Origin of the sequence: Aedoeadaptatus nemausensis (assembly GCF_903819165.1) — a bacterium.
Lineage (GTDB): Bacteria > Bacillota > Clostridia > Tissierellales > Peptoniphilaceae > Aedoeadaptatus > Aedoeadaptatus nemausensis.
In genome coordinates, this window is sequence record NZ_CAIJCS010000005.1 from 1 (window position 1) to 21,881 (window position 21,881).

A 21,881-nucleotide genomic window follows, 5' to 3' on the forward strand; every position below is an offset into this window, starting at 1 on the left:
ATTCTTCGACAATTTTCTTCTTCAATTCATAACTATATTTTGCCATTAAAAGACCCCCGAAGGTTGGATTTCTTGGTCCAACTTTTGGGGGTCAGTGCATGCCACCGAGCGTTTTTTATTGCTTGCTATTCTAATATCTCTCGTCGTTGACGCTCCCCCATGCGACGCCAACAATAATAAGCGTAGAGATCGTTGGCTAAAAAGGCCACGAAACATACCGCCACCGATGCGTAGCGCACATCCTCCAGTGCAGCGAAGGTCCACAGCACGATGAGAATCACATCGTTTGCCACATAGGCCATGGAGAAGTAATGGCTCCTCTTATAGGTGAGGTAAACGGCGATAAAACTCGTGGTGACCGAAAGGGTACTGGGGTAAAGATTGGCCGTGCCGAAATAGCGGAGGATAAAGTAAAAGATAAAGGTAACCGCCACGGCTAACACCGCCATGATCTTATATTCTCCTCTCGTCATCGTCGCCACTTCCACTTCACTTTTATCCCCTTTGTAGGGATGGCGCATCCAGGCAATAAAGGCCAGAACTGCCATGGGCATGGTCATGCCCAAATACGTGATCATCTCGCCGTAATAGGCGTAACTGTAAGAAATAACGCCGTAAATCAAACTGAAGATCACCATTAAAATCTGGCCGAAGGGATTGCCCTTGGCGTCAAATAAAATCGAAGTAATCCCCATGAGGGAGGCGATAAGCGTAACCATGTCGCCGCCGCCCCAAGCAAATGAGAATATAATGGCCAGTGCCGATAGTATCCAAAGTAATTTTTCTTCTTTTGTAAAATAATTTATCATTGTTAACTCCGAAAAAGCATTCGACCCTTAAGCCGAATGCTTTTTTTATTTTATGCTCTGTCGTAGCGACTGTTGCCCAAGAAATCTTCCGTCTTTTGAAGCTTGCCCTCGTCTACGAGGTCGTCCAGGGCCGAAAGCAGACTTTCTCTCGTGTAGCTGAAGCCTTTTTTATCCAGCTCCGTGAGCACGGTAAGCACATTGGCCGAGGCGGACACCGGGAGAAATTCGCCGATAGCGGTGAGGAGATTTTCCAGATCTTTCCCCCGGCTCTTTAAGAGCTCGTCGAAGGGATTTTCCGTGTGAGGGGAGGTGGTGCGCGCCATGCGGATTCTCGCAAAAGTGGTGCGTCCCAAATGGGACGATGAAATAAACACATCCCCCGTTTGAAGATAAGGGAGCCGCGCCGATTCTTCTTTGCTGATATCCGTCTCGTCCCGAATGGTGTCGATATCCTGCGCCCTTACGGTTCTATAAATCATCTTGCAGTTGAGCTGGGCGGTAACCGTATCGTCTAAAAGAGTGGGCCTTTGGGTGGCGAGGATTAAAAACACGCCGTACTTCCGCCCTTCCTGTGCGATTTCCCGAATCACGGATTTGGACGGGGAGGGAATCCCCTTGGGCGCAAAGGTGTGGGACTCATCGGTAATGACGAAAAAGGGCGGGAAGTATTCGCCGCTACCCGGGCGCAGAAGCTGATCGTCTTTATACTCTCTGCGCTTTTTGTAGAGATTGCGAATGAGATAGGTGGCGTACATTTGAATGGTCTTGACGGAGCCTTGAATGACGGCGATTTTTCCCTGAAAGATAGTTTCTTCCACAGGCGTGGAATCTCCTTGGAAGAGGCCGTCTCGCTCCAGGCTGTTGACCCGCCACAAAATTCCCTTGAGGGAAGAAATATTCGTAGAGCGGCCGAAGCGTTCGAAAACATTTTGAATCCGTTGCCATGCCTTTTGATCGGGTCCGGCCTCCATGGTCATTTCCCGGATCTTTTCGATGCCGCCGATTTCGTGGCCGGCGATTAAATCCTCGATGCGGCCCTGAAATCCCTCGAAATTATTGCCTGTTTGGAATAATAAATCCACCGTGCCCTTCATGGCCTCGGAAAGATCGGATTTCGCGTCTAAAATGTTTTTCAGATCGCCACTTGACATATCTTCAAAGCGAATCCCCACATCACTTCCGATTTGAAAGCGTCGATGACTCTTTTCGTAGCTTTTGCCACCTTGGGCAGGCTCTGTAAAATCCATTTCGTAGTGGGGATCCAGAATAACCCCGGGGATTTTCTGCTCCATAAGCTCTTCTAAAATCACCCGCATGCCGAAAGATTTCCCGCTGCCGCTGCCGCCGAAAATACCGATGTGGGGATATTGGTGCATGGCGCGCAGATCCAGCACATAGGGCACGTCTTGTTGGGGGTGAGAGGCCCCCTCTTCGTACAGATCGTAGAGATTTTTCAGATGGTCTTCCATTTCGTCGTAAAGATATTCGGTGTTGCGAATGCTCCCGAGGACGAGGCCGTCTTTCGGCTCCGTGGGCACGAGAATATGGCGAATTTCGGAAAATCTCGGCGCCCTGCCGTCGCTTCCCGTAAGGGGCGGCTCGTTGGTTTCCCTTAAGAAACGAACCTTGGCGATATAAATGGTTTCGTTGTGAATGTCGTAGCCCAATTGTTTTAAGGAGGCGAGGACGTCGTCGTCGACAAAATCGCCGCCGATATCCATGGGGATAAAGCGATTATATGTTTGGGACTCCACCACTTCCCCTAGAATTGTCCCCTGCACCGGATCGTCGATCATAATAAATTCCGCCACGCGGAAATTATGATCCCGACTCCCCACGGTAACCTCCCGGGGATTGGTTAAGCCTAATACTTTTATTTGCATCTGCACTCTCCGATCTATTTTCGATTAACGGAGAACCTTCTCTCCGTTTTTTAAAATTTGCGCCATTTCCGCCCGCTTCATGGGACTCTTCGGATTGAGGCGGCCGCTGGTATCGCCGTTAATAATGCCCTTTTCTACCGCCCACGCCATGGGTTGAACGGCATAGGCCGAAAGATCGCCTCGATCCTTAAAGCGGTCCAGATTGACCTTCGCTCCGAGGGCTTCATTATTTTTCGCCACGTAGCGATACATTATAGCTACGGCGTCTTGCCGGGTAATGGGGTCGTTCGGCTTAAAGCTGCCGTCGCCATATCCCGCCACGATATTATTTTCCTTGGCCCAGCTCACCGCCTTATAGCTCCAGTGGCTTGCGGGAACATCCTTAAAGGAAGAGGGGTTCTTCGCCGATTGTCCGCCTTCCATATTGTAAATAATCTGCGCCATTTGCGCCCGGGTAATGGACGTTTCCGGGCTGAAAATATCGGCACCGAGGCCCGCCATAAGCCCTTTTTCGTAGACATAGCGAACCGCCGGATAATACCAGCTCCTTTCCGCCACGTCCCTAAAGGGAAGGCCCGTAGGTTTCGCTCCGGCGAAGTAACCGCCGGTAAAGTTGCCTACTTCCTTCGATTCTTCTCTTTTCTTTCCGTCGCCATAGCGCAGCTTAGCATTATCTAAGCGTCCTTCGCCCTTTAAGCCGTCGGCGGTTTGGGAAAGGGAGATGGTACCTGCTGCCGTTCCCTCGACGGCATAATAGTTTTCTTCCCTTCCCTTTTTACTGTTTCGTACAAATTCCGCTTCCACACGTCCCTTTGCACTGTCTAAGGTCAGGCTCCCGTCGGGTTTAAAGTTGAAAGCCTTCGCTCCTTCCGCCTTGGCTTCTATAAGTTGATCTTTGTAGGAAACCATGGCGTCCACGGCCTTCGTACCTTCGGTGGAAATTAAGCGATACCCCGCCCCTTTTTCCGGAAGCGCAATAGTGTAATAGCTATCGCCTTCACCGGCGGCAATGGCGCTCCAGGAAAGGTTTGTATTGTCCATGTTCCGCGTATCGACAGTCCACCGCTTCTTACTTTCGAAGGACTCTAATTGAAAGACCGTTCCCGGCTTAATAAAGAGGACGCTGTCTTCATCGGCCACTTCTTTTAATTTAAAGGGATCCAATGAGTCGATGCGGGGAGCAATATCGGTGATTTTTCCCACATTTAGTGAGGCCGTCGAGGAAATAAATTGTCCGCTCTTGGAGTTGACATAGAGCTTCGTGCTTCCTAAAGCGCCGGGATCATTGGAGTCATAATAGTCGATGACGTAATCATAACCCGTTTTATCGCTCGGTGTCATATGGTACATAACGAGAGCGTGGCCCCAATACTTTCCGTCCGCCCCCTTATAGTCATAAGAAAAAAGTACAGGCGGCGCGCCGTTCTTTTCCACATCGTGCATATATTGAACCAGCTTTTGGACGCCCGTTTTATTCTTTCTTATGCGGAAGGCCTTATCCCGAGGCGCAGACCAAAATTGGGAGGATTGGTAGAGGTGGATAATATCCTTCGCACTGTCTTTTGTCGCTTTAGCGATGGTGTCGCTGTTTTTTAAGGGACGATTCTCGTAATCCCTCAGTGCTAATCGTTCCTTATCCAGCTTGTTTTCATTGGCCAAAATCGATGTAAAGGCCATGCCGTAGCAATTACCACCTCTCTCCATCCCCTTGTCTATAAGCTTGCGCTCTTTCGGCGGCAAGCTGTCGTAAAGAGATTGAACATAGCTATTGGAAAAAACATGGTCTTTTAGAGATACGAAGTTCGGGAAACTCCAGTAATTTTCCCGCAAGACCATGGGGCGAATATCCAATTGTTTTACACTGCGCTCGGGTAGATAATCGTCGTTTGTGTAAGTGAGGGTAATCTTATCCCCGGGTTTCGGCGTCTTGCCACGGAAGCGGATCTTCCACTGAAGATCTGTGTATTTTCCGTTTATATTGTCGAGCTTTACCTCGCTTGCCGTACTGTATCCGGCTTCTCTACTATCTCTTACGATTTCATATCCGGCGGGAAGGCTCAGCTTGAAGCGAAGATTTCTTAGATATGCCGCTTCGGGCTTTTTCTCCACGGTGACGGATACATCGTAGGTACGGTCATTGTCGCCGCCAGAAATAATCCGCTCGGTGATCGTGTAGGGGCCCGGCACCCGGGTCCGCTTATTCTCGATGATCTTCTTTTCAAATCGACGCAAGACGCTCTCAAATTCACCCACATCCGATTCTTTCATCTGATAATAGCCTTGATTTTGTAAGCTATGGAGTATTAACGTCCCCATCCGTTTTTGTAAATCTCTCGTTTTTAAAGTATATTGCGCATATTCCTTCGGTCCGCCGTCGCCATTATAGCCGGGAAAGCGAATAGAATAGACTTCCTGATTTTTGCAGAAAGGCTCCGCCACTTTCATCGTATCCATAAAGCCTCGGGTTACGAGATTTTCATAGCGCCCATAGTCCGAATCACTTTTTACGAAATCAAAAGCGCGGTCGGCTTTCCTGGAAATATCACAATCATTGTCGATAATAAGAAGCACCTTGCGATAGTTCGGGGCGTCCTTTTTTTGAAGCTCCTTCACCTTTGCGATACTGTCTTTAAAGGTGTGTTCGCCGTTTCCGAAAATGAGATTCACACGATGAGTAAATCCGCCGTAATTTCCGAAGAAATAGCCGTAGCGATCTTCCGATAATGTATCGTTTTTCACCACGACGGATACGCGGTTTTTCGGGTTCTGTCTCTTAATTCCCTCGGCAAAATCAGTAATGGAGCCGGCGAAACGAGTTTCCTCGGGAAACATGGATCCGGCGTCCATTAAAATATAGACGTGCACCGGCTCATTCCCCTGCGCCCATGTGGGGGCAGATGAAAACAAAATGACTATGGCAAGTAGTATGAGTAAAAACGTTCTTCTAAAACCCTTCATGTCATGCTCCTTTCATGATACAAATTTTTAAACTCTCCGGTCCCTTTCCGATACAAAGAATCGCTCCATCATATCTCTGTCCATGCTCTCTTCCATTAAGAGCTGAAGATCCGCCGGCGACACTTTCACTCTCTTATCCACCACATCGATCCAGAAGGGCACGCCCCGCCCTTTTCTCGGCGTCAGCGTATAGAGCAGCCTGGCGAGAGTCATAAGATGATCTTTCTGCTCCTCGAGGACATCGAGGCCCACCACTTCCCAGTGGTCCGTCGGGCGATAAAATCCGCTGGTGAGGCCGGCCGCCTCTTTGCTCATTTCTCCCGCCTCTTCCTTGGAACGTTCGGCGAGGAGCAAAAGTTCCCCTCTATCCAGCTTGCCGGCTAAAATTTCCCTGTCGTAAAAGGCCCGGGCCTTTCCCATGCGCTCGGCAATGTCCTGGGTCTTAATGTCTTTGATGGCGCCGACGAGAAGCACCTTTTCCGAGATGCAGCGGCTCCTCAGCTCCTCCCATTTTTCCCGGGAATTGATTTTATAGCGGAGGAGTCCTCCGTCCATGATGATCACGTCCACCCGGCTCTCTTCAAGAATGCCCATGGCCGCCTCCAGCTCCACCTCCGCCAAGTAGCGATCGTGAATTTTCTCGGCGCTCATGGCGTCGTCTTCTGTAAGCACCGGGGTGTAAACCCGCCGCACGCGCTTTTCCTCCCCCTTCAGGCTCAGCGCCAGGCCCTGAAAGAGTTCGATGTAATGGGGGTGAGCGCCGCCGCTTCTTGTGACGGAGCCGTCGACCCCGGCCACCGTGCCCATGTTTTTCAGCTCCTCCTCGCTTAGAGGATCCAGGTGAAATAAGCTGCCGATTTCTTCTGTCAGGCTCCCCTTAAAATCCTTCTTCGACATGGAAAAAAGGGGATCATATTTTTCTTTCAGGGCGCGGTTTAAGGCGCGCATCTGAGTTTGAAATTCGTAAAGATCCTCTCGATTCAAAGCTTTAAACTCTCCTTATACACTAGATTCTTCGGCAGATTCAACGCCTTCGCCACGCTCTTCACCGCCTTGGAAGGGCTCTCACCCTCATCTATTCGCTCTCTGAGAGCCGCGGCGATGTCGATTTCCTCTTCTTCCTCCTCGCCGGGCATAAGCACGACGGCAAATTCTCCTTTAATGGTAAAATCCTCCATATTTTGCAGAAAATCCGCCGCCGTTGTCTCCACCCGCTCCTCGTACATTTTGGAGATCTCCCGCACGAAAATTAAAGGACGATTCCCAAGGGCGGCCAGAACATCTTCGGCAAAGCGCTGAATTCTGTGAGGTGCCTCGTAGAAAATGACGGGTACGGGAATATCTTCAAGCTCTTCCAAAACTTTCACTCGGGCGCCGTGTTTCTGAGGCAAAAATCCCCAGAAGAGATAGCGCCCTTCGTCGAGGCCCGCGATCACCGAGGCGCATACATGGGCGGAGGGACCGGGTAAAACATCAAAAGGTCTTCCCTCTTTTAAAAGGGCCGAAAGGAGCACCGCCCCCGGGTCCGATACGCCGGGCATACCTGCATCGCTTATAAGGGCGATGTCCTTCCCCTCGTCCAGCCTTTTTAGAATGCCATCGATTTTTTCCTCTTCGTTGAATTTATGATAACTCTCCAAAGGGGTGTGGATATCGTAGTGTTTTAAAAGGGGCATGGAATGGCGAGTGTCTTCTGCTAAAATCAAATCCGCTTCCTTCATCACCCTGAGCGCCCTGAGGGTAATATCTTCTAAATTGCCGATGGGCGTCGGGCAAAAATAAACCTTACCTGCCATAATAGCCTGCTACCTCCTCGGTGTAATCTTCGTCCTCGTATATGTAGAGAGGGGGCGCCATATGTAAAAAGCTTCCCCCTCCCTTGACCGCCGTAAATAAAATCCGCCGCGCCTCTTCCCCTTCTCGCCAATAGACCGGGCGGAGGTGGGTTAGAGTCATATCCCCATCTCTTAAATCTGCCACAATGTCTTGAAAGCGGGCCACATCCACGACGGCATAAAGGGCGCCCTTGGGCTTTAAAAGCTTCGACGCTTCGTAAAACCAACGCATATCGTCGTCCAGATGCTTCGCCCGCGCCACTTTAGAATTTTTATTTTGAAGGGAAGATTTATAGAAAGGGGGATTGGTCCAGATCGTGTCGTATGTTCCAAGATCCAATCTCCTGAAATCGCCGCAGCGAATCTCCATGGACATGCCGTTTTCCCCTGCGCTTTTTTCCAAGAGCTCCACGGCTCTCGGCTCGATATCTACCGCCGTCACGGACTTCGCCTCGTCGTAGGCCGCCATAGCCAAAAACCCGCTGCCACATCCCAAATCCAGCATATCCCCTTTCGCCTTTCCGTAGGCGGCTAGGAGTACGGAATCCATGCTGAAGGCGAAAAGGCCCTTTTCCTGATAAATGGTTTTCTTGCTCTTCGGCATATAATCTCGTCCCATAGCCTCACCTCTCTAAAGTTTTTTAATATCGTCGTAAATTTCCGGATCCACGCCGTGAAGTTGCTCCACATGCTTGACGATACTCCCCACAAAGGGAATATCTTCCCCGAAATACTTGGCGCCGATGCGCTCGATCTCCTCGGCGATCTCTTGCTCCTCCTCTTCCGTGGAGCAGTTCTTCACCTTGCGGTAAGCTTCCAGCAGATAGCGGGAATCTCGCTTTTTGCGGCGCTTTCCGTTTTGAATGAGAATATATAAAACGGCGATGCCGAGGATTAACGCGAATAAAATAATCCATACAGGTTGTAAAAATCCCGGATCCAGAGCGCCGCAAAGTTTGCTCACGCCGAAGAATAAAAAGAGCGCCGCGGCGAGGTAGCTGATGACCACTTTCGGAATCTTCTTCCCTACATATTTGCCGATCACTATCCCGATAGAGGACACGACGATCATAGAAGATACGGTGGCGAAAAAGATCAGAAGCGGATTGGGACTGCTCATGGCCAGGGTCATGGCCATAAGCTGAGTCTTGTCGCCGAGCTCGCCGATAAAGAAGGCAAAGACGATGGTAGCCACCGGCCCGAATCTCGATTCCTTTACCTCTTCTTCCTCTTCTTCATAATCGATGGAAAGGGCGGAAAGGCCGAAGAAGAGAAATAAAATCCCCGCCACAATTTGCAGAAAGCCCACATCCTTAAAGATGCCGGCGATCAACATAGCCGCCAAAATAGCCAGCCCGTGATTCAGGGCGATACCCAAACTAACCCCGGAAAGCACGGTCCTCATAGGGTATTGAGTGGCGAAAGCCAGGGCCAAAAACTGAGATTTGTCCCCCATTTCGCCGATAAACACCATGACAAAAGCTTCTAAAAATTCCCGCAAACCAAAATTCCTTCCCAAAATCCTTCCTTATTTCTTCTCGAGCATTATCAACATGCCCACGCCGTCACCGGATTCTATAGCTCCTTCGTTTAAAATGAAGGCGGTCTTATAGAAAGATACCTTGCAGCGGTAGAGGCTGTTTTCCCCGGTAATTATTAAATCCTCCGGAACGACGTTTTCTTTTTCTCTCTTTAAAATCTGAATCTTTTCCCTAAGATCCTGTAAGTCGACGGAAAGATCGGCCTCTTCGCTTCCCGGATAGAGAATCTCTACAACGCCCTTATGGCGACGGATGCGAAGCCCTTCTCTTTCGGTCTCCCCGTCGCTGTAGCTCTCCACCATGTACATTCGGTCGTAGCCCTCAATATCAAAGCCGCGATCCTCTTCAAAGTTTAAGCTTAAATCTTCCCCGTCTACGGCCTCGCCCAATGCGTTATCGATAACGTCGTCGCTCGCCCCTTGAAAATAGGGAATGCCGGAGACATCGTGATTCAGTCTTAAATAATCCACGATATTTTGAATCTCCATGCGGTCCTCTTTTGAAATCTGCTTCGGCTCTACGATCTTTCCTCCCTTGAGCATATGGTTTTCAATGAGAAGAAGATCGAGCCTTCCCTTTTGAGAGCGGAAGGAAATATTTTCCGCTCCCACAGGCCCACCGAAGACGGCGACGAGAAAAATAAGGGTGAGCGTCATGGGGAGTACCATATGCATCTCCCGCTTCTCCATCAAAAAATGGACCATGGCGAAAGTGAGCCAAAGGCCCATGGCGAACACCATGTAGCGGCTTTCCGTCATGCCGTATTGACTCACCCGCAAAAACCATGCGTAATACATAAGCGCCAAAAGAGGCAGTGATGCCGGCGGCATGTATTTTCTGAAGTAATAAATCGCCGTGTGTTCCCTGTCGTGATCGACGACAAAAAGCACGAGCACGCCGAGAGCCAAGGGCCAAAGAATTAAATTCACCACACTGGTCGTCGGGAGTTCCCGAAGAACGACGATCTTCACAATGTAAAGATATAGAAGAATAACATAGGCCGAGAGCACCGGCACGAGGATATTCCCAAACACATTGTCTATGAGGGAAAGGACGCCCTTGTGTTTTTCCCCGGTTCCGTCACCGACACGCGCCAAGAAGAAAAGAGCCATGAGGGGTAGAAAGCACGCACTTGCTATATAGAACAGTACATCTGAAAAGACGACGAGGCCGAAGAGGAGGTCGGCGCCTGCGAGTAAAAGGCTGATCCCCAAAAATACCACGAAGGCATAAAGATAGCTGATTAAAATATTTACCGCCATGGCGATGACATGGACTCTGAAATTCCGCTCCCGATGGACGACCCCCGCGAAAAAGACCGTGAGCCCCACCGCCGCCAGAAGAAGCAGGAATTGCCAGGAAAAATAAATGGAAGAGCCTATCTTTTGAAGCTCCGCCAGTCGAATATAGCACGCCAAAAGGACGACTGCGGTAAATAAACCGGCGAAGAGTTTCCACTTTCTATTGTCCGGTTCTCTTTGTGAATCTGCAAAAAGCGTCGCAGACAGACTGATAAAAAAACCTAAAATAGACAGTGCACTTAAAAGTAGGGGTTGCTGACCAAAAATAGTCTTCACCGTGCCGGTCTTGAGCCAATAACACTGAAAAATACAGGCTAAGAGGGCAAAAATAAAGCTGACCGGATAGTGACGAAGGGCATTTTTTGCCCGCATCCTAATTTCGTCAAATCGTCTGTTCATCATATCCTCCTACATCATGGGCGCCAAGACGCGCAAGACGCGACCTGCGGCTCGCTCCCAAATCGTAAAATCATTGCACATTTCCCGTGTAAAGAGCATGGAAACTTCCAATGTATCCTGGAAATCTTCTTCCACTTTTCTCGCCATATCTCGGTCGTAAAAATAGGCGCCGCATTCGAAATGTAAAAAGAGGGAGCGGTAATCGCAGTTGATCGTTCCCACTACGGACTTCGTATCGTCGGAAACCACATTTTTCGCGTGAATAAAGCCCGGGGTATACTCGTAAATTTTAACGCCGTTGTCGATTAAATCTTTATAATAACTCCGGGTCACGAGGAAGACCAATTTCTTATCGGGAATATGGGGGGTGATGATCTTTACATCCACGCCCGTGTGGGCCAAGTGAATAATGTCGCCCTTGGTTTCATCATCTAAAATCAAATAGGGGGTGGTAATATGCAGATATTTCGTCCCCTGATTGACGATGTCGTTATAAACTTCTTTCCCTACTCGATTGACGCCGTAGGGATCGTCACCGAAGGGTACTACATAGCCCGTGTGGCGTCCCCGATATTCTTCATCTGCGGGAATCAAATAGGGTTCGAAGTTTTCAGGGGATTCTTCCGATACGCCCCACATGGAGAGAAACATATTGGTAAAGGAACGCACGGCGGAGCCGTAAATAGCCACCCCCGTATCTTTCCAGTGGCCGAAAAGCTCCCGTTCGTTAATGTATTCGTCTGCCAAGTTCACGCCACCCGTATAGGCGACCTGATTGTCGATGACGAGGATTTTTCGGTGGTCTCTGTGGTTTTGATAGAGACTTAAAAGGGGAAGGATGGGCTTAAAGACCTTGGTCTTAATCCCCAGCTTTTCCATTTCCTTATGATACGTAAAGGGAACTTTCGTAATGGCCGTGGTGCCGTCGTACATTAACCGCACCTCTACCCCTTCATCTACTTTCTGCTTTAAAATTTCCAGGATCTCGTCCCACATTTTTCCCTGCTCGATAATAAAGTATTCCATGAAAATAAAGCGTTTGGCTTTTTTCAGCTCCTCGAGCATATGACGCCAGTAATCTTCGCCCAGGGGAAAGTAGTCGCATTCCCCGTTCCGATACACCGGATAATCTTCCTCATTCCACAAAAACCGTGCCGTGTTGTAGAAGAGGGGATCTTTCATGCGCGTCTCTTCCATGACCTCGGGATCTTGCCTGAAAAAGCTGACATTTGTCTTTTTCGTCGTTTCAAATTTATCGGAAAACCAACGACGAAGTACATCCCATTTGCTCGCCATATAGAGAAAAGCGCCGAATAGCGGAAGGACGATGATTGTAAAGAGGAAGGCGACTTTATACACCGAGTCGTTTCGTTTATCGTTTACAATATGTAGCCCGACGAGAACGTCCAGTGTAAAGACACCGATCTGGAGGGCGTCCTGATGTTCGCTGAAAAAGCGACCTACCAGTAAAATCAAGGCAATTTGCGCCAAGAACAATACGCCGTAGACGATCATTCTTCCCAGTATGCTGACGAAAGAATTTTTTATATGAAGTCGTGTATGTGTCATCTTACTACCTCACTACTGAAATTTAATCTCCTAAGGAGATTTCCGACGGTTTCTAACCACTTCTATAGACCCTTATTGTATCACAGACAGGGTTTGGGATAGAGCGAAATGGAAGTCCGGGCATAAAAAAAGAACACGTATAAACGTGTTCTCTTTTAGCGACGTCTTCCGTGTCGCAAACGGGCGAGGGCGCGGAAAAGAGCCAATTGCGTTTCCTTGATTCTTTCCCTGCTTTCCGCCGCTTTTAATTCTTCCTCCGCTCGCTTCTTCGCCGCTTCGGCGCGCTCCCGATCGATGTCGTCGGTCCACTCGAAGGCGGTGGTGGCGATGGTGCAGACGTCGTCTTTCATGGAGACGTAGCCGCCGTGGACGACGGCTTTTTTCTCTTCTCCGTTTTCGAAAACGCGAACGGCGTCGTACGCCAGAGGAGTGACGATGGGGGCGGTGCCTTTCATAAGCATCATATCCCCCATAATGCCGCGGACGATAATTTTATCGACTCTTCGCTCGAAACCGTCCGCATAGGGTGTTACGAGGCGCAAATCGATCATGCCTTATCTCCTTCTTCACTTTCCATCTTCTTCGATTTTTCTATAACTTCTTCGATGGATCCTGCAAATAAGAAGGCGGACTCGGGAAGTTCGTCGTGCGCTCCGTCTAAAATTTCCTTAAAGCCCTTTACCGTGTCCTCAATGGGCACGTATTTGCCGTCGATGCCTGTAAATTGGCTGGCGACGCTGAAGGGTTGGGAAAGGAAGCGTTGGATCTTACGGGCACGGGCGACGGTGGTACGCTGTTCTTCGGAAAGTTCTTCAAGGCCCAATACGGCGATAATATCTTGAAGATCTTTGTATTCCTGGAGCACTTCCTGTACGCGGCGCGCCGTTTCATAATGCTCTTTCCCGACCACGTTCGGGTCCAAGATTCTACTGGTGGAATCCAAGGGGTCTACCGCCGGGTAAATACCCATACTGGCAATGTCACGGGACAAGACGGTGGTAGCGTCCAAGTGGTTAAAAGTCGTGGCCGGCGCCGGGTCGGTTAAGTCGTCGGCGGGCACGTATACCGCTTGTACCGATGTGATGGATCCCTTTTTCGTCGAGGTGATGCGCTCTTGGAGGGCGCCCATTTCCGTAGCCAGGGTAGGCTGGTAACCTACCGCCGAAGGCATGCGGCCGAGGAGGGCCGACACCTCACTGCCCGCTTGGGTGAAGCGGTAGATATTATCGATAAAGAGGAGCACGTCCTGCCCCGCTTCGTCTCTGAAATATTCCGCCATGGTAAGGCCCGTCAAGGCGACGCGCATCCGGCTTCCCGGCGGTTCGTTCATTTGACCGAACACGAGGGCGGTCTTGTCGATAACGCCGGATTCGATCATTTCGTAATAAAGGTCGTTCCCTTCGCGGGTACGCTCCCCGACTCCCGTAAAGACGGAGATGCCGCCGTGTTCCTGGGCGATGTTGTGGATCAGCTCTTGAATCAAGACGGTCTTACCGACGCCGGCGCCGCCGAAGAGTCCGATCTTACCGCCCTTGGCGTAGGGGCATAAGAGGTCGATGACCTTGATCCCCGTTTCGTAAACTTCATTGCCCGTATCCTGCTCGTCGAATGTGGGAGCTTTTCTGTGAATGGGCATGTGTTCCGCATCGGAGGGAACGGGTTTGCTGTCGATGGGCTCGCCTAAAACATTAAACATTCTCCCGAGGGTGGCTTTCCCTACGGGTACGGTAATGGCGTCTCCGGTATCCAGAGCTTCCATACCTCTTCGTAAACCGTCGGTGGCGCCGAGGGCGATGCAGCGCACCACATCGTCGCCGATATGCTGAGCCACTTCCACCGTAAGTTGTTCGTCGCCATTTTGAATGGTAATGGCGCTTAAAAGACTCGGTAAGCGTTCCGGGTCAAACTCTATATCCACCACCGGTCCGATGACCTGGCAGATTTTTCCTAAATTCTCTTGCATACAGACCTTCTTCCTATTGTACTGCGTCCGCAGCTGAGACGATTTCGGTGATTTCGCTGGTAATCGCTGCTTGTCTTGCGCGGTTATAGTTCGTTTCAAGATCGTCGATCATATCGTAGGCATTATCCGATGCGTTTTCCATGGACATGCGGCGGGAACCTTGTTCCGATGCCGCCGCCTCGATAAGGGCGCCGAAAATGGCCGTTTCCACATACATGGGAATGAGATAATCCAATACGGATTCGGAAGACGGCTCAAATTCGATTCTGTCTTTTACAGCTTTTCCCTCTTTGGCTTTTAAATCTTCCGAGGGGAGAAGTTGTAAGACTTTCGGCTTATAGCTGATGGTAGATTCAAACTCCGTGTAGATCATGCGGATGGAATCTACTTCGCCGCTTCTGTAAAGATCCACGGCTTTTAAAGCCAAGCTCTGTGCATCGCTAAAGGTGGGCTCGTCGCTCAGACCTATATAGGCGCCTGCAATATCGTAATCTCTGCGTTCAAAATAATCTCGCGCCTTCGTACCGACGACCATCAACTTGGATTCCGAGGGGGCTCCCGCCATGGTTTTTTCAGCCAAGCGCTGAATATTGGCATTGTATCCTCCCGCCAAACCTTTGTCCGATGTGATGACGATGTAAAGCGCCGTCTTCTCGTCCCGTTTTTTTAAGAGGGGATGGCCTTCGCCTACGATGGCGAGAATGTTTTGGATATCGTCTACCACGGTTTGAAAATAGGGTCTGGTCCTTTCGAGGCGAACCCGCGCGCGGCGGAGTTTCGCCGTCGACACCATTTCCATGGCTTTCGTTATCTGTAAAATATTATTGATCCCGCGTATACGCCGCTTGATCTCTCTCGTAGATGCCATTGGAAAACCTCCTATTTCGTCTTCTTAAATTCGACGAGACTTTCCTTGATGGCCTCTTCAATCTCCGGCGTTAAGTCTTTTTCTTTTTCCAACTGCTCCACGATGTGGGGATAGTTGTTTTCCACAAAGAGGATGTATTCTTCTTCAAATTCGGAAACTTTTTCCACGTCCACATCGAGCATATAGCCCTTGGTTACCGCATAGAGCACGAGCACTTGATGTTCGAGCTTCATGGGTTGGTACTGGGGCTGACGCAGAACGTGCATCATCCGTTCCCCTTGGGCCAATGTGCGGCGGGTTTCTTTATCCAGCTCCGAGCCGAATTGGGCGAAAGATGCCAGGTCGCGGTACTGGGCCAAATCCAATTTCATAGAACTTGAAATTTTCTTAATGGCTTTTGTTTGCGCCGCGCCGCCGACACGGGATACGGAAAGACCGGTATTGATCGCCGGACGTTGCCCTGCAAAGAACATATCCGTTTCCAAGAAGATTTGCCCGTCGGTAATGGAGATGACATTGGTAGGAATATAGGCGGAAATGTCTCCTGCCTGTGTTTCGATAATGGGCAGAGCCGTAATGGATCCGCCGCCGTATTCTTTGCTCATACGGGCCGCACGCTCGAGAAGTCTCGAGTGCAAATAGAATACGTCGCCGGGAAAAGCTTCACGTCCCGGCGGACGACGTAAAAGAAGACTCATGGTTCTGTAAGCTACGGCGTGCTTGGATAAGTCGTCGTAGACGATGAGCACGTCTTTACCCTGTGCCATAAATTCTTCCGCCATGGTAACGCCGGCGTAGGGGGCGATGTATTGAATAGGCGAAAGTTCCGCCGCCGTCGCCGCTACGACGATGGTGTGATCCATGGCGTCGTGTTGTTCTAAGGTGTCGACGATTTGCGCCACCGTCGAGGTCTTTTGGCCGATGGCCACGTAAATACAAATGACGTCCGTATCTTTTTGATTGATAATGGCGTCGATGGCGATGGCGGTTTTACCGGTTTGGCGGTCGCCGATAATCAACTCCCGTTGACCCCGACCGATGGGGAAGAGGGCGTCGATGGCCTTGGTTCCCGTTTGAAGGGGCACATTAACCGATTCTCTCGTAATAACGCCGGGGGCGATTTTTTCGATGGGCATGGTCTTTTCATAAGGGTAATCCCCTTTGCCGTCGATAGGCGCGCCCAGTGCATTGACGACCCGTCCCAGAAGGCCTTCGCCGACGGGAACTTGCACTACTTTACCCGTTGCCTTAACTTCGTCCCCTTCTTTAATATCGGCATCACCTAATAAGACGACGCCCACATTACCTACTTCAAGGTTTTGTACCATGCCGTAGATTTCTCCGGGGAATTCGATCAGTTCGCCGGCCTTTGCATTTTCCAGTCCGAAAATACGGGCGATGCCGTCTCCGACTTCGATGACGGTGCCCACATCTTCCATGACCAAATCTACATTATAATTTTTGATCTGCTCCCGAATAACGGAGCTGATCTCTTTTGATCTCAGATTCATATCTCACCTCTCTATGCATTGTGTTTAAGGGCTCGCTTAAGATCGTTAAGCTGTCTATGAATAGAGCGGTCGATGACGCCGTGATCGGTGACGAGTTTAACCCCGCCGATCAGGCTCTTATCGATTCTCTGACGCACTTCCACATCTCCGCCCCGGGCGCCCTTATAGGCATCCCCTATGGCGCGGAGTCTGTCCTCTGAAAGTTCAAAGGGCGTTAACACGAGGATACGCTCGATATTTCTCTCCTCGTAGCACAGATCTTCATAGGCATTTAAAATATCGGCGACGAGATGGCTCCTCTTATTGTCCGAAAGGACGAAAAGAAAGTTTAAAAGGGTCGCCGGAATATCTTTAGCGAAAATACCTTCGATGATTTCGCGCTTTTTTTCATTGCCGATGCGCGGATGCATAAGAGCCAACTTTAAATCGTTGTTTTCATATGCTGCGCGAATCGTATCCAAATCGTCGAGCATAAAATCATCTTGTTCCAATGCCACTTCATAGAGGGCGACACTGTATTTGGTAATCGCTTCATCAAACATGGCGCTTCTCCATATCTTGGATCAGGCCATTGATCAGTTCGTCGTGGTGCTTTTCATCGATGGTGTCGTTTAAAAGTTTTTCGGCGATCATGACGGCGAGATCCGATGTTTCATTTTGTACATCTTGGCGCGCCTTCGCCTTTTCCCGTTCGATATCGGCCTTGGCCTTTTCGATCATGGCTTCCGCACGGGCCTGCGCTTCTTCCGAGGCGGACTTTTCCAGTTCGCGGCCACGTTCCCGGGATTTTTCGATGATCTCGGCACCTTCTTCTTTGGCGTCTCTCAATTTTTGTTCATAATCGGACTTTAAGCGTTCCGCTTCCACGCGTTCTGCTTGTGCTTCCTCGATTTCAGAGGCGATGGACGCTTGCCGCTTCGCCAAAAAGTCGTTCATCGGTTGATAGACGAAATGGCGAATGACGAGAAACAGGATGAGGGTGGCGCCCCATTGTGCCAAGACATTCCATAGATCCGGCACGACAAAAATTTCCATAGGGACAACTCCTTTCGTGTGGTTCTGTTTCCCGATCTTATCCTAATAAGGGTTTTACGAATAATAAGATAATGGCGATAACGAGACCGTAAATACCGGTGGTTTCGGCGACGGCTTGACCGAGCAACATGGTTTGAACGATGTCGCCCTTCGCTTCCGGTTGACGACCTACAGCTGATGCCGCTTGACCTGCCGCATAACCTTGACCGATACCGGAGCCGATACCCGCAATAACTGCTAAGCCCGCACCGATGGCGGAACAACCTAGAATAAACGCTTCACTTGTGATTTGCATACTATTTCCTCCCTATACTGTTTTATCTATATTTTACGACCGCTTCGCCGCATTGCGTGCGGCAATCTCTTCAGGATCTGCCATGTTGGAGTTGATATAAGTCATCGACAACATGATGAAAATGAAGGTTTGCAATAATCCGCTGAATACGTCGAAATAACCATGTAGGGGCCATGCGACGACGGGGATTAAAAATTGGGATACCAGGCCCAGGCCTTGGTAGACCAAGCTCATAATCAACACGCCACTTAGAATATTACCGAATAAACGGAAACTCAGAGAGATCGGATTGGCCAGCTCTCCTAAAATATTGATCGGCGTTAAAATGGCGATGGGCTCGGCGTACTGTTTGAAATAGCCTCCGATTCCCTTTGTCTTCACCGAGAAAAAATGGATCATGACAAAAGTTATGAGCGCAAGGGCCAAAGTTACATTGTAATCGCTCGTCGGCGGCACAAAGCCTAAAAGGCCAGATAAATTTGCGCAAAACAAAAAGGCGGCCAAGGTGAGCATATAAGGCGCAAAGCCTAAATTATGCTTGCCCATGGTCTGTGTCGTCAAGCCGTTAATGGCATCGACGGCGATTTCCACAATGTGTAAGATACCCGTAGGTTTATCGTGGATATCGGCCTTTTTTATTTTCGAGTGAATATACAGACTCAGAATCGTAAGCAATACGACGATGACAAAGGTCGTAAACAGCGATTCATGAAGCCAGATTTCCTGTCCCCCCGCATGGAAGACAATGCCACGTTTCAAAAGCGCCCTCCTTTCTTACTGCGAAGATAGTCGAACATGTTCCTAATTAAGATCACGTATTTCATGGTCAACAAACCGAAGAAGGTCGTCGCCAAGCTTAAATACTCCGCCTTCGCCGAAACGGCGAGGACGACGGCGTAAAGAGTCAGACGTAAAAGATAGTGCGCGCTGACAAATATCGATGCACCTCTTTCCGTCTTCTCCACCGCTCGAGAGAACGTGAAAAACATTAGTTTGAACATCGCCATGGCGATGAGACAGCCGAAGACCCAGCCCCCTACGTAGGGCTTCCAGTTCTTCACAAGCAAAATCATCATCCCCGAGACGAAGAGCATCACACCGAAGGCGATGGCAATGTATTCGTTAGTAAATCGATCCCTCATAGTTTTTTTCCGAGTCGAAGAATATTGCCGATGCCGGCGGCGATGCCGATTAAAGTAAAGATAAGGAGGAGAATGCCCTTCGTGTCGAGCTTCTTCTCGAGCCAAAGGCCGAATAACATACAGCCCAAAATAGGGATCAAGACATTGAGTCCTACTTGCGTAATCAAGGCCAGGCCCGTGTAAGGCGACTTTTTCATGAGCATCCTCCTTTCATCCCACTATTCTTCTATTTTAGCGGAGTATCACGATCAATTCAATATATTTCATTTATTTTTTGTTAAAGAAATATCTTTCTTCCTAACGTTGCCGAGCATTGGGCAAGGTGACGATGTCGGTTGTGAGGTGGGGCATCTTCGTATCTTCCAGTAATCCGAGAAAGGTGACGGCGCCGTCGCCGTAGCGCGCCTTGATTCCGTGAAGTGCTTTATCCAGTGATTCTTCTTTTGTCAGCTTTTCGTAATCCGAAAACATGTCCCTTTGAACGGCCTGCTTTTCCGGCACGAGGCGAATGGCGCGAAGGGTTATGGCGCGGACGGGAAGGCGGCCGTCGTATCGGGAGCGATAGAGATCGAAGGCGCCGTCTCGAAGCAGAAAAGAAGTCTGCCCGCCGTGGGGAAGAGTCGTTTGAAAGCTATGGCCCACGAAATGGGAATCTTTTAAATGGAGGTCGATTCCCTCCGCCTCCAGCCCGTATTCCCGAAGTCGGCGAGATACTTTTAATGAAAGGATCTGCAATATTCGCCGCACTTCCACGTCGTTTAAGAGATCTTCCCGCAAGGTAATGCCGTTTCCCACGGTTTTGATCTCCGGCCTGTGATCGTAATCGGCTACGAGATCTTCGTCCAGGCCTCGCACCTTTTGCCAAAGCTTCACCCCGACGATACCCAGTCGCTTCCCGAGGAGCGTGGGCTCCGTTCGGGCCAAATCTCCCAAAGTGATAATGCCGATGCGATTGAGCTTTTCCTTCGTCTTCCGTCCGATGCCGATCATACTTTCCACGGGCAAGGGATAGACGATGCTGCGGTAGCGCTCTTTCGGGATCACCGTTACGGCATCGGGCTTTTTCATATCGCTTCCCAGTTTCGCAAAAGTCTTCGTAAAGCTGACGCCGACGGAGACCGTAATCCCCAGCTCCCTTTTAATCCTTTCTTTAATGGTATGGGCGATGGTTTCTCCGCTTCCGAAGAGATGGGTAGAGCCGGTAACATCGAGCCAACATTCGTCGAGGCCGAAAGGTTCCACCTGATTCGTGTAGTCGTAGTAAATTTTCCGCGCCCGTCTGGAGAAATCCAAATAGTCGTCGTAATGAGGGGGCACGACGATAAGATTCGGGCACTTCCTGTGGGCCTCCCAAAGAGATTCTCCCGTTTGAATACCGTAAACCTTCGCCTCCTGACTTTTTGCGAGGACAATGCCGTGGCGATCTTCTTCATTTCCCCCGACCACTACGGGCTTGCCCCGAAGAGCCGGATTTTTTTGAATCTCGATGGAGGCGTAGCAGCTGTTCATGTCGGAATGTAATATTACCCGTTCCATAGGCCAACCTTTCTTGACAAAAGGCGCAATTCAAATTATGATTTACGCAATTAGATTTCTTATTTAACTTTATTTTACGCAATTAGATTGCGTATATCAAGATGTGTTTTTTGTTTTTGCGTAATTCAGTTGCGTGTTTGAGGTGACCATGACATTCGGAGAAAAAATAAAATCCTTGCGTAAGGAAAAAAAGATGACGCAGCAGGAATTGGCGGACGCCCTGAACGTTTCGTTGAGGACCATATCCAATTACGAAACCGGCGGTCTTCGCCCCCGTTACGAAGAAATTTACGACAAGCTCTCCGAGCTTTTCCACGTGCCTAAGGCCTATTTACTGACCGACGAAGACGCCTTCGTGCTCCACGCCCGGGAGCGCTACGGCAATAAAGGCGCCAAGGATGCGGAGGAATTGGTAGAAGGGGTGATCGGCCTTTTCGCCGGCGGTCGTTTGGATGAAGAAGACAAGCAGGCGGTGTTTGAGGCGATCCAAGAAGCCTATTTCCGGGCCAAACTCGAAAATAAAAAATACGCCCCTAAGGGCGGTAAGAGCGATGAATAAAATGTCCCGCTACGAACGTCTGTATCGGGAGGCTCTGCGCATTCGAAGACGCTACGGCCCCGATCCGAAAAAGGCTCTCGAGGGAGAGGGTGTCACCTTAATTCCCATGAATACGAGCACCCGCCTTTTGGGCATGTACAAGGTGATTTTAAGAAACCCCTTCGTCTTTTATAACGACTCCGTAGACGAGGCCGTTCAGCGCATGGTATTCGCCCACGAATTGGGCCACCATCTGTTCCATCGTGATTTCGCAAAAGACGAGGAGCTCGTGGAGTACACTCTCTTTCACTTAACCGACGAGCGGGAATTGGAGGCCAATATTTTTTGCGCCCATTATCTTTTGGAGGAGGAGCAGGTCTATCAAATGGCGCGGGCGGGCTACTCCTATCCCGAAATGGCAAAGGCCTTTTCCGTAGACGTGAACCTGATGATCTTTAAGCTCAACGAAATGCAGCGCATGGGCTACGATTTAGGCTTTAAAGAAGCCCCGGACAATACCTTTTTTTCGAAGATCGACGGACGCCGAACCTTATAATAATTTATTTTCTGCAATAAAAAACGAGCCTTCGCGGCTCGCTTTTTTTATTCCAAATATCCTTCAGGTTTCGCTTCCACGACCATATCTTCCGGTTTGGCGGAATCCCCATAAGTGGGGGCCAATGTCTCTTCGTACGCCT

General features: G+C 49.8%; 22 protein-coding genes. 2 read left to right on the forward strand and 20 right to left on the reverse strand.

Annotated elements, in window-relative coordinates; translation table 11 throughout:
• Nucleotides 1–125: 125 nt before the first annotated feature.
• From pnuC to dinB, 20 genes are all read right to left on the reverse strand, one after another.
• On the reverse strand, nt 126–809 hold the full coding sequence (pnuC, locus tag PEPTYR26121_RS00025) for a nicotinamide riboside transporter PnuC (RefSeq protein WP_180497990.1): 684 nt from the start codon (nt 807–809) through the stop codon (nt 126–128).
• A 50-nt stretch (nt 810–859) separates the two neighbouring features.
• Nucleotides 860–2,692: an ATP-binding protein gene (locus PEPTYR26121_RS00030; protein WP_246285819.1), complete on the reverse strand. Its 1,833-nt coding sequence runs from the start codon at nt 2,690–2,692 to the stop codon at nt 860–862.
• A 24-nt stretch (nt 2,693–2,716) separates the two neighbouring features.
• Nucleotides 2,717–5,650 carry an S-layer homology domain-containing protein gene (locus PEPTYR26121_RS00035; RefSeq protein WP_180497992.1) on the reverse strand — a complete coding sequence of 978 codons (2,934 nt, stop codon included), beginning with the start codon at nt 5,648–5,650 and terminating at the stop codon, nt 2,717–2,719.
• A 27-nt stretch (nt 5,651–5,677) separates the two neighbouring features.
• Complete coding sequence (locus tag PEPTYR26121_RS00040; protein WP_180497994.1) at nt 5,678–6,634, reverse strand: DNA double-strand break repair nuclease NurA; 957 nt, start codon at nt 6,632–6,634, stop codon at nt 5,678–5,680.
• Nucleotides 6,631–7,446, reverse strand: coding sequence for a 16S rRNA (cytidine(1402)-2'-O)-methyltransferase (rsmI, locus tag PEPTYR26121_RS00045; protein WP_180497996.1), 816 nt, complete (start codon nt 7,444–7,446; stop codon nt 6,631–6,633). Before rsmI ends, PEPTYR26121_RS00040 begins: the two co-directional genes overlap by 4 nt.
• Nucleotides 7,436–8,104 carry a tRNA1(Val) (adenine(37)-N6)-methyltransferase gene (locus PEPTYR26121_RS00050; RefSeq protein WP_180497998.1) on the reverse strand — a complete coding sequence of 223 codons (669 nt, stop codon included), beginning with the start codon at nt 8,102–8,104 and terminating at the stop codon, nt 7,436–7,438. The genes rsmI and PEPTYR26121_RS00050 overlap by 11 nt, the downstream gene beginning before the upstream one ends.
• 12 nt (nt 8,105–8,116) lie before the next feature.
• Nucleotides 8,117–9,004, reverse strand: a complete 888-nt coding sequence (locus PEPTYR26121_RS00055; RefSeq protein ID WP_180498000.1) for a TMEM165/GDT1 family protein — start codon at nt 9,002–9,004, stop codon at nt 8,117–8,119.
• A 9-nt stretch (nt 9,005–9,013) separates the two neighbouring features.
• Nucleotides 9,014–10,726 (reverse strand): DUF4153 domain-containing protein, encoded by a 1,713-nt coding sequence (locus PEPTYR26121_RS00060; protein WP_180498002.1) that lies wholly within the window; start codon nt 10,724–10,726, stop codon nt 9,014–9,016.
• Between the two features lie 9 nt (nt 10,727–10,735).
• Nucleotides 10,736–12,295, reverse strand: coding sequence for a cardiolipin synthase (cls, locus tag PEPTYR26121_RS00065; protein WP_180498004.1), 1,560 nt, complete (start codon nt 12,293–12,295; stop codon nt 10,736–10,738).
• Nucleotides 12,296–12,450: 155 nt separating this feature from the next.
• Nucleotides 12,451–12,846: an ATP synthase F1 subunit epsilon gene (atpC, locus tag PEPTYR26121_RS00070; protein ID WP_180498006.1), complete on the reverse strand. Its 396-nt coding sequence runs from the start codon at nt 12,844–12,846 to the stop codon at nt 12,451–12,453.
• Nucleotides 12,843–14,258, reverse strand: a complete 1,416-nt coding sequence (atpD, locus tag PEPTYR26121_RS00075) for a F0F1 ATP synthase subunit beta (RefSeq protein ID WP_180498008.1) — start codon at nt 14,256–14,258, stop codon at nt 12,843–12,845. The genes atpC and atpD overlap by 4 nt, the downstream gene beginning before the upstream one ends.
• A 13-nt stretch (nt 14,259–14,271) precedes the next feature.
• Entirely contained in the window at nt 14,272–15,126 is an 855-nt protein-coding gene (gene atpG / locus PEPTYR26121_RS00080; protein ID WP_180498010.1) for an ATP synthase F1 subunit gamma, read from the reverse strand.
• Between the two features lie 11 nt (nt 15,127–15,137).
• Nucleotides 15,138–16,637: a F0F1 ATP synthase subunit alpha gene (gene atpA, locus PEPTYR26121_RS00085; RefSeq protein WP_180498012.1), complete on the reverse strand. Its 1,500-nt coding sequence runs from the start codon at nt 16,635–16,637 to the stop codon at nt 15,138–15,140.
• 11 nt (nt 16,638–16,648) lie between these two features.
• Entirely contained in the window at nt 16,649–17,179 is a 531-nt protein-coding gene (gene atpH / locus PEPTYR26121_RS00090) for an ATP synthase F1 subunit delta (RefSeq protein ID WP_180498014.1), read from the reverse strand.
• On the reverse strand, nt 17,172–17,672 hold the full coding sequence (atpF, locus tag PEPTYR26121_RS00095; RefSeq protein ID WP_180498016.1) for a F0F1 ATP synthase subunit B: 501 nt from the start codon (nt 17,670–17,672) through the stop codon (nt 17,172–17,174). Before atpF ends, atpH begins: the two co-directional genes overlap by 8 nt.
• A gap of 37 nt (nt 17,673–17,709) precedes the next feature.
• Nucleotides 17,710–17,967, reverse strand: a complete 258-nt coding sequence (gene atpE, locus PEPTYR26121_RS00100) for an ATP synthase F0 subunit C (RefSeq protein WP_180498018.1) — start codon at nt 17,965–17,967, stop codon at nt 17,710–17,712.
• Between the two features lie 33 nt (nt 17,968–18,000).
• Nucleotides 18,001–18,726: a F0F1 ATP synthase subunit A gene (gene atpB, locus PEPTYR26121_RS00105; RefSeq protein WP_246285825.1), complete on the reverse strand. Its 726-nt coding sequence runs from the start codon at nt 18,724–18,726 to the stop codon at nt 18,001–18,003.
• Nucleotides 18,723–19,109, reverse strand: a complete 387-nt coding sequence (locus PEPTYR26121_RS00110) for an ATP synthase subunit I (RefSeq protein ID WP_180498020.1) — start codon at nt 19,107–19,109, stop codon at nt 18,723–18,725. The genes atpB and PEPTYR26121_RS00110 overlap by 4 nt, the downstream gene beginning before the upstream one ends.
• Nucleotides 19,106–19,306, reverse strand: coding sequence for an AtpZ/AtpI family protein (locus PEPTYR26121_RS00115; RefSeq protein ID WP_180498022.1), 201 nt, complete (start codon nt 19,304–19,306; stop codon nt 19,106–19,108). Before PEPTYR26121_RS00115 ends, PEPTYR26121_RS00110 begins: the two co-directional genes overlap by 4 nt.
• 100 nt (nt 19,307–19,406) lie before the next feature.
• Nucleotides 19,407–20,645, reverse strand: a complete 1,239-nt coding sequence (dinB, locus tag PEPTYR26121_RS00120) for a DNA polymerase IV (protein WP_180498031.1) — start codon at nt 20,643–20,645, stop codon at nt 19,407–19,409.
• Nucleotides 20,646–20,793: 148 nt separating this feature from the next.
• On the opposite strand from dinB, the gene PEPTYR26121_RS00125 reads away from it, so the two are divergent.
• Both PEPTYR26121_RS00125 and PEPTYR26121_RS00130 read left to right on the forward strand, forming a co-directional pair.
• Nucleotides 20,794–21,204 carry a helix-turn-helix domain-containing protein gene (locus PEPTYR26121_RS00125; RefSeq protein ID WP_180498033.1) on the forward strand — a complete coding sequence of 137 codons (411 nt, stop codon included), beginning with the start codon at nt 20,794–20,796 and terminating at the stop codon, nt 21,202–21,204.
• Entirely contained in the window at nt 21,197–21,739 is a 543-nt protein-coding gene (locus PEPTYR26121_RS00130; protein WP_246285840.1) for an ImmA/IrrE family metallo-endopeptidase, read from the forward strand. The genes PEPTYR26121_RS00125 and PEPTYR26121_RS00130 overlap by 8 nt, the downstream gene beginning before the upstream one ends.
• The last annotated feature ends 142 nt before the right edge of the window (nt 21,740–21,881 follow it).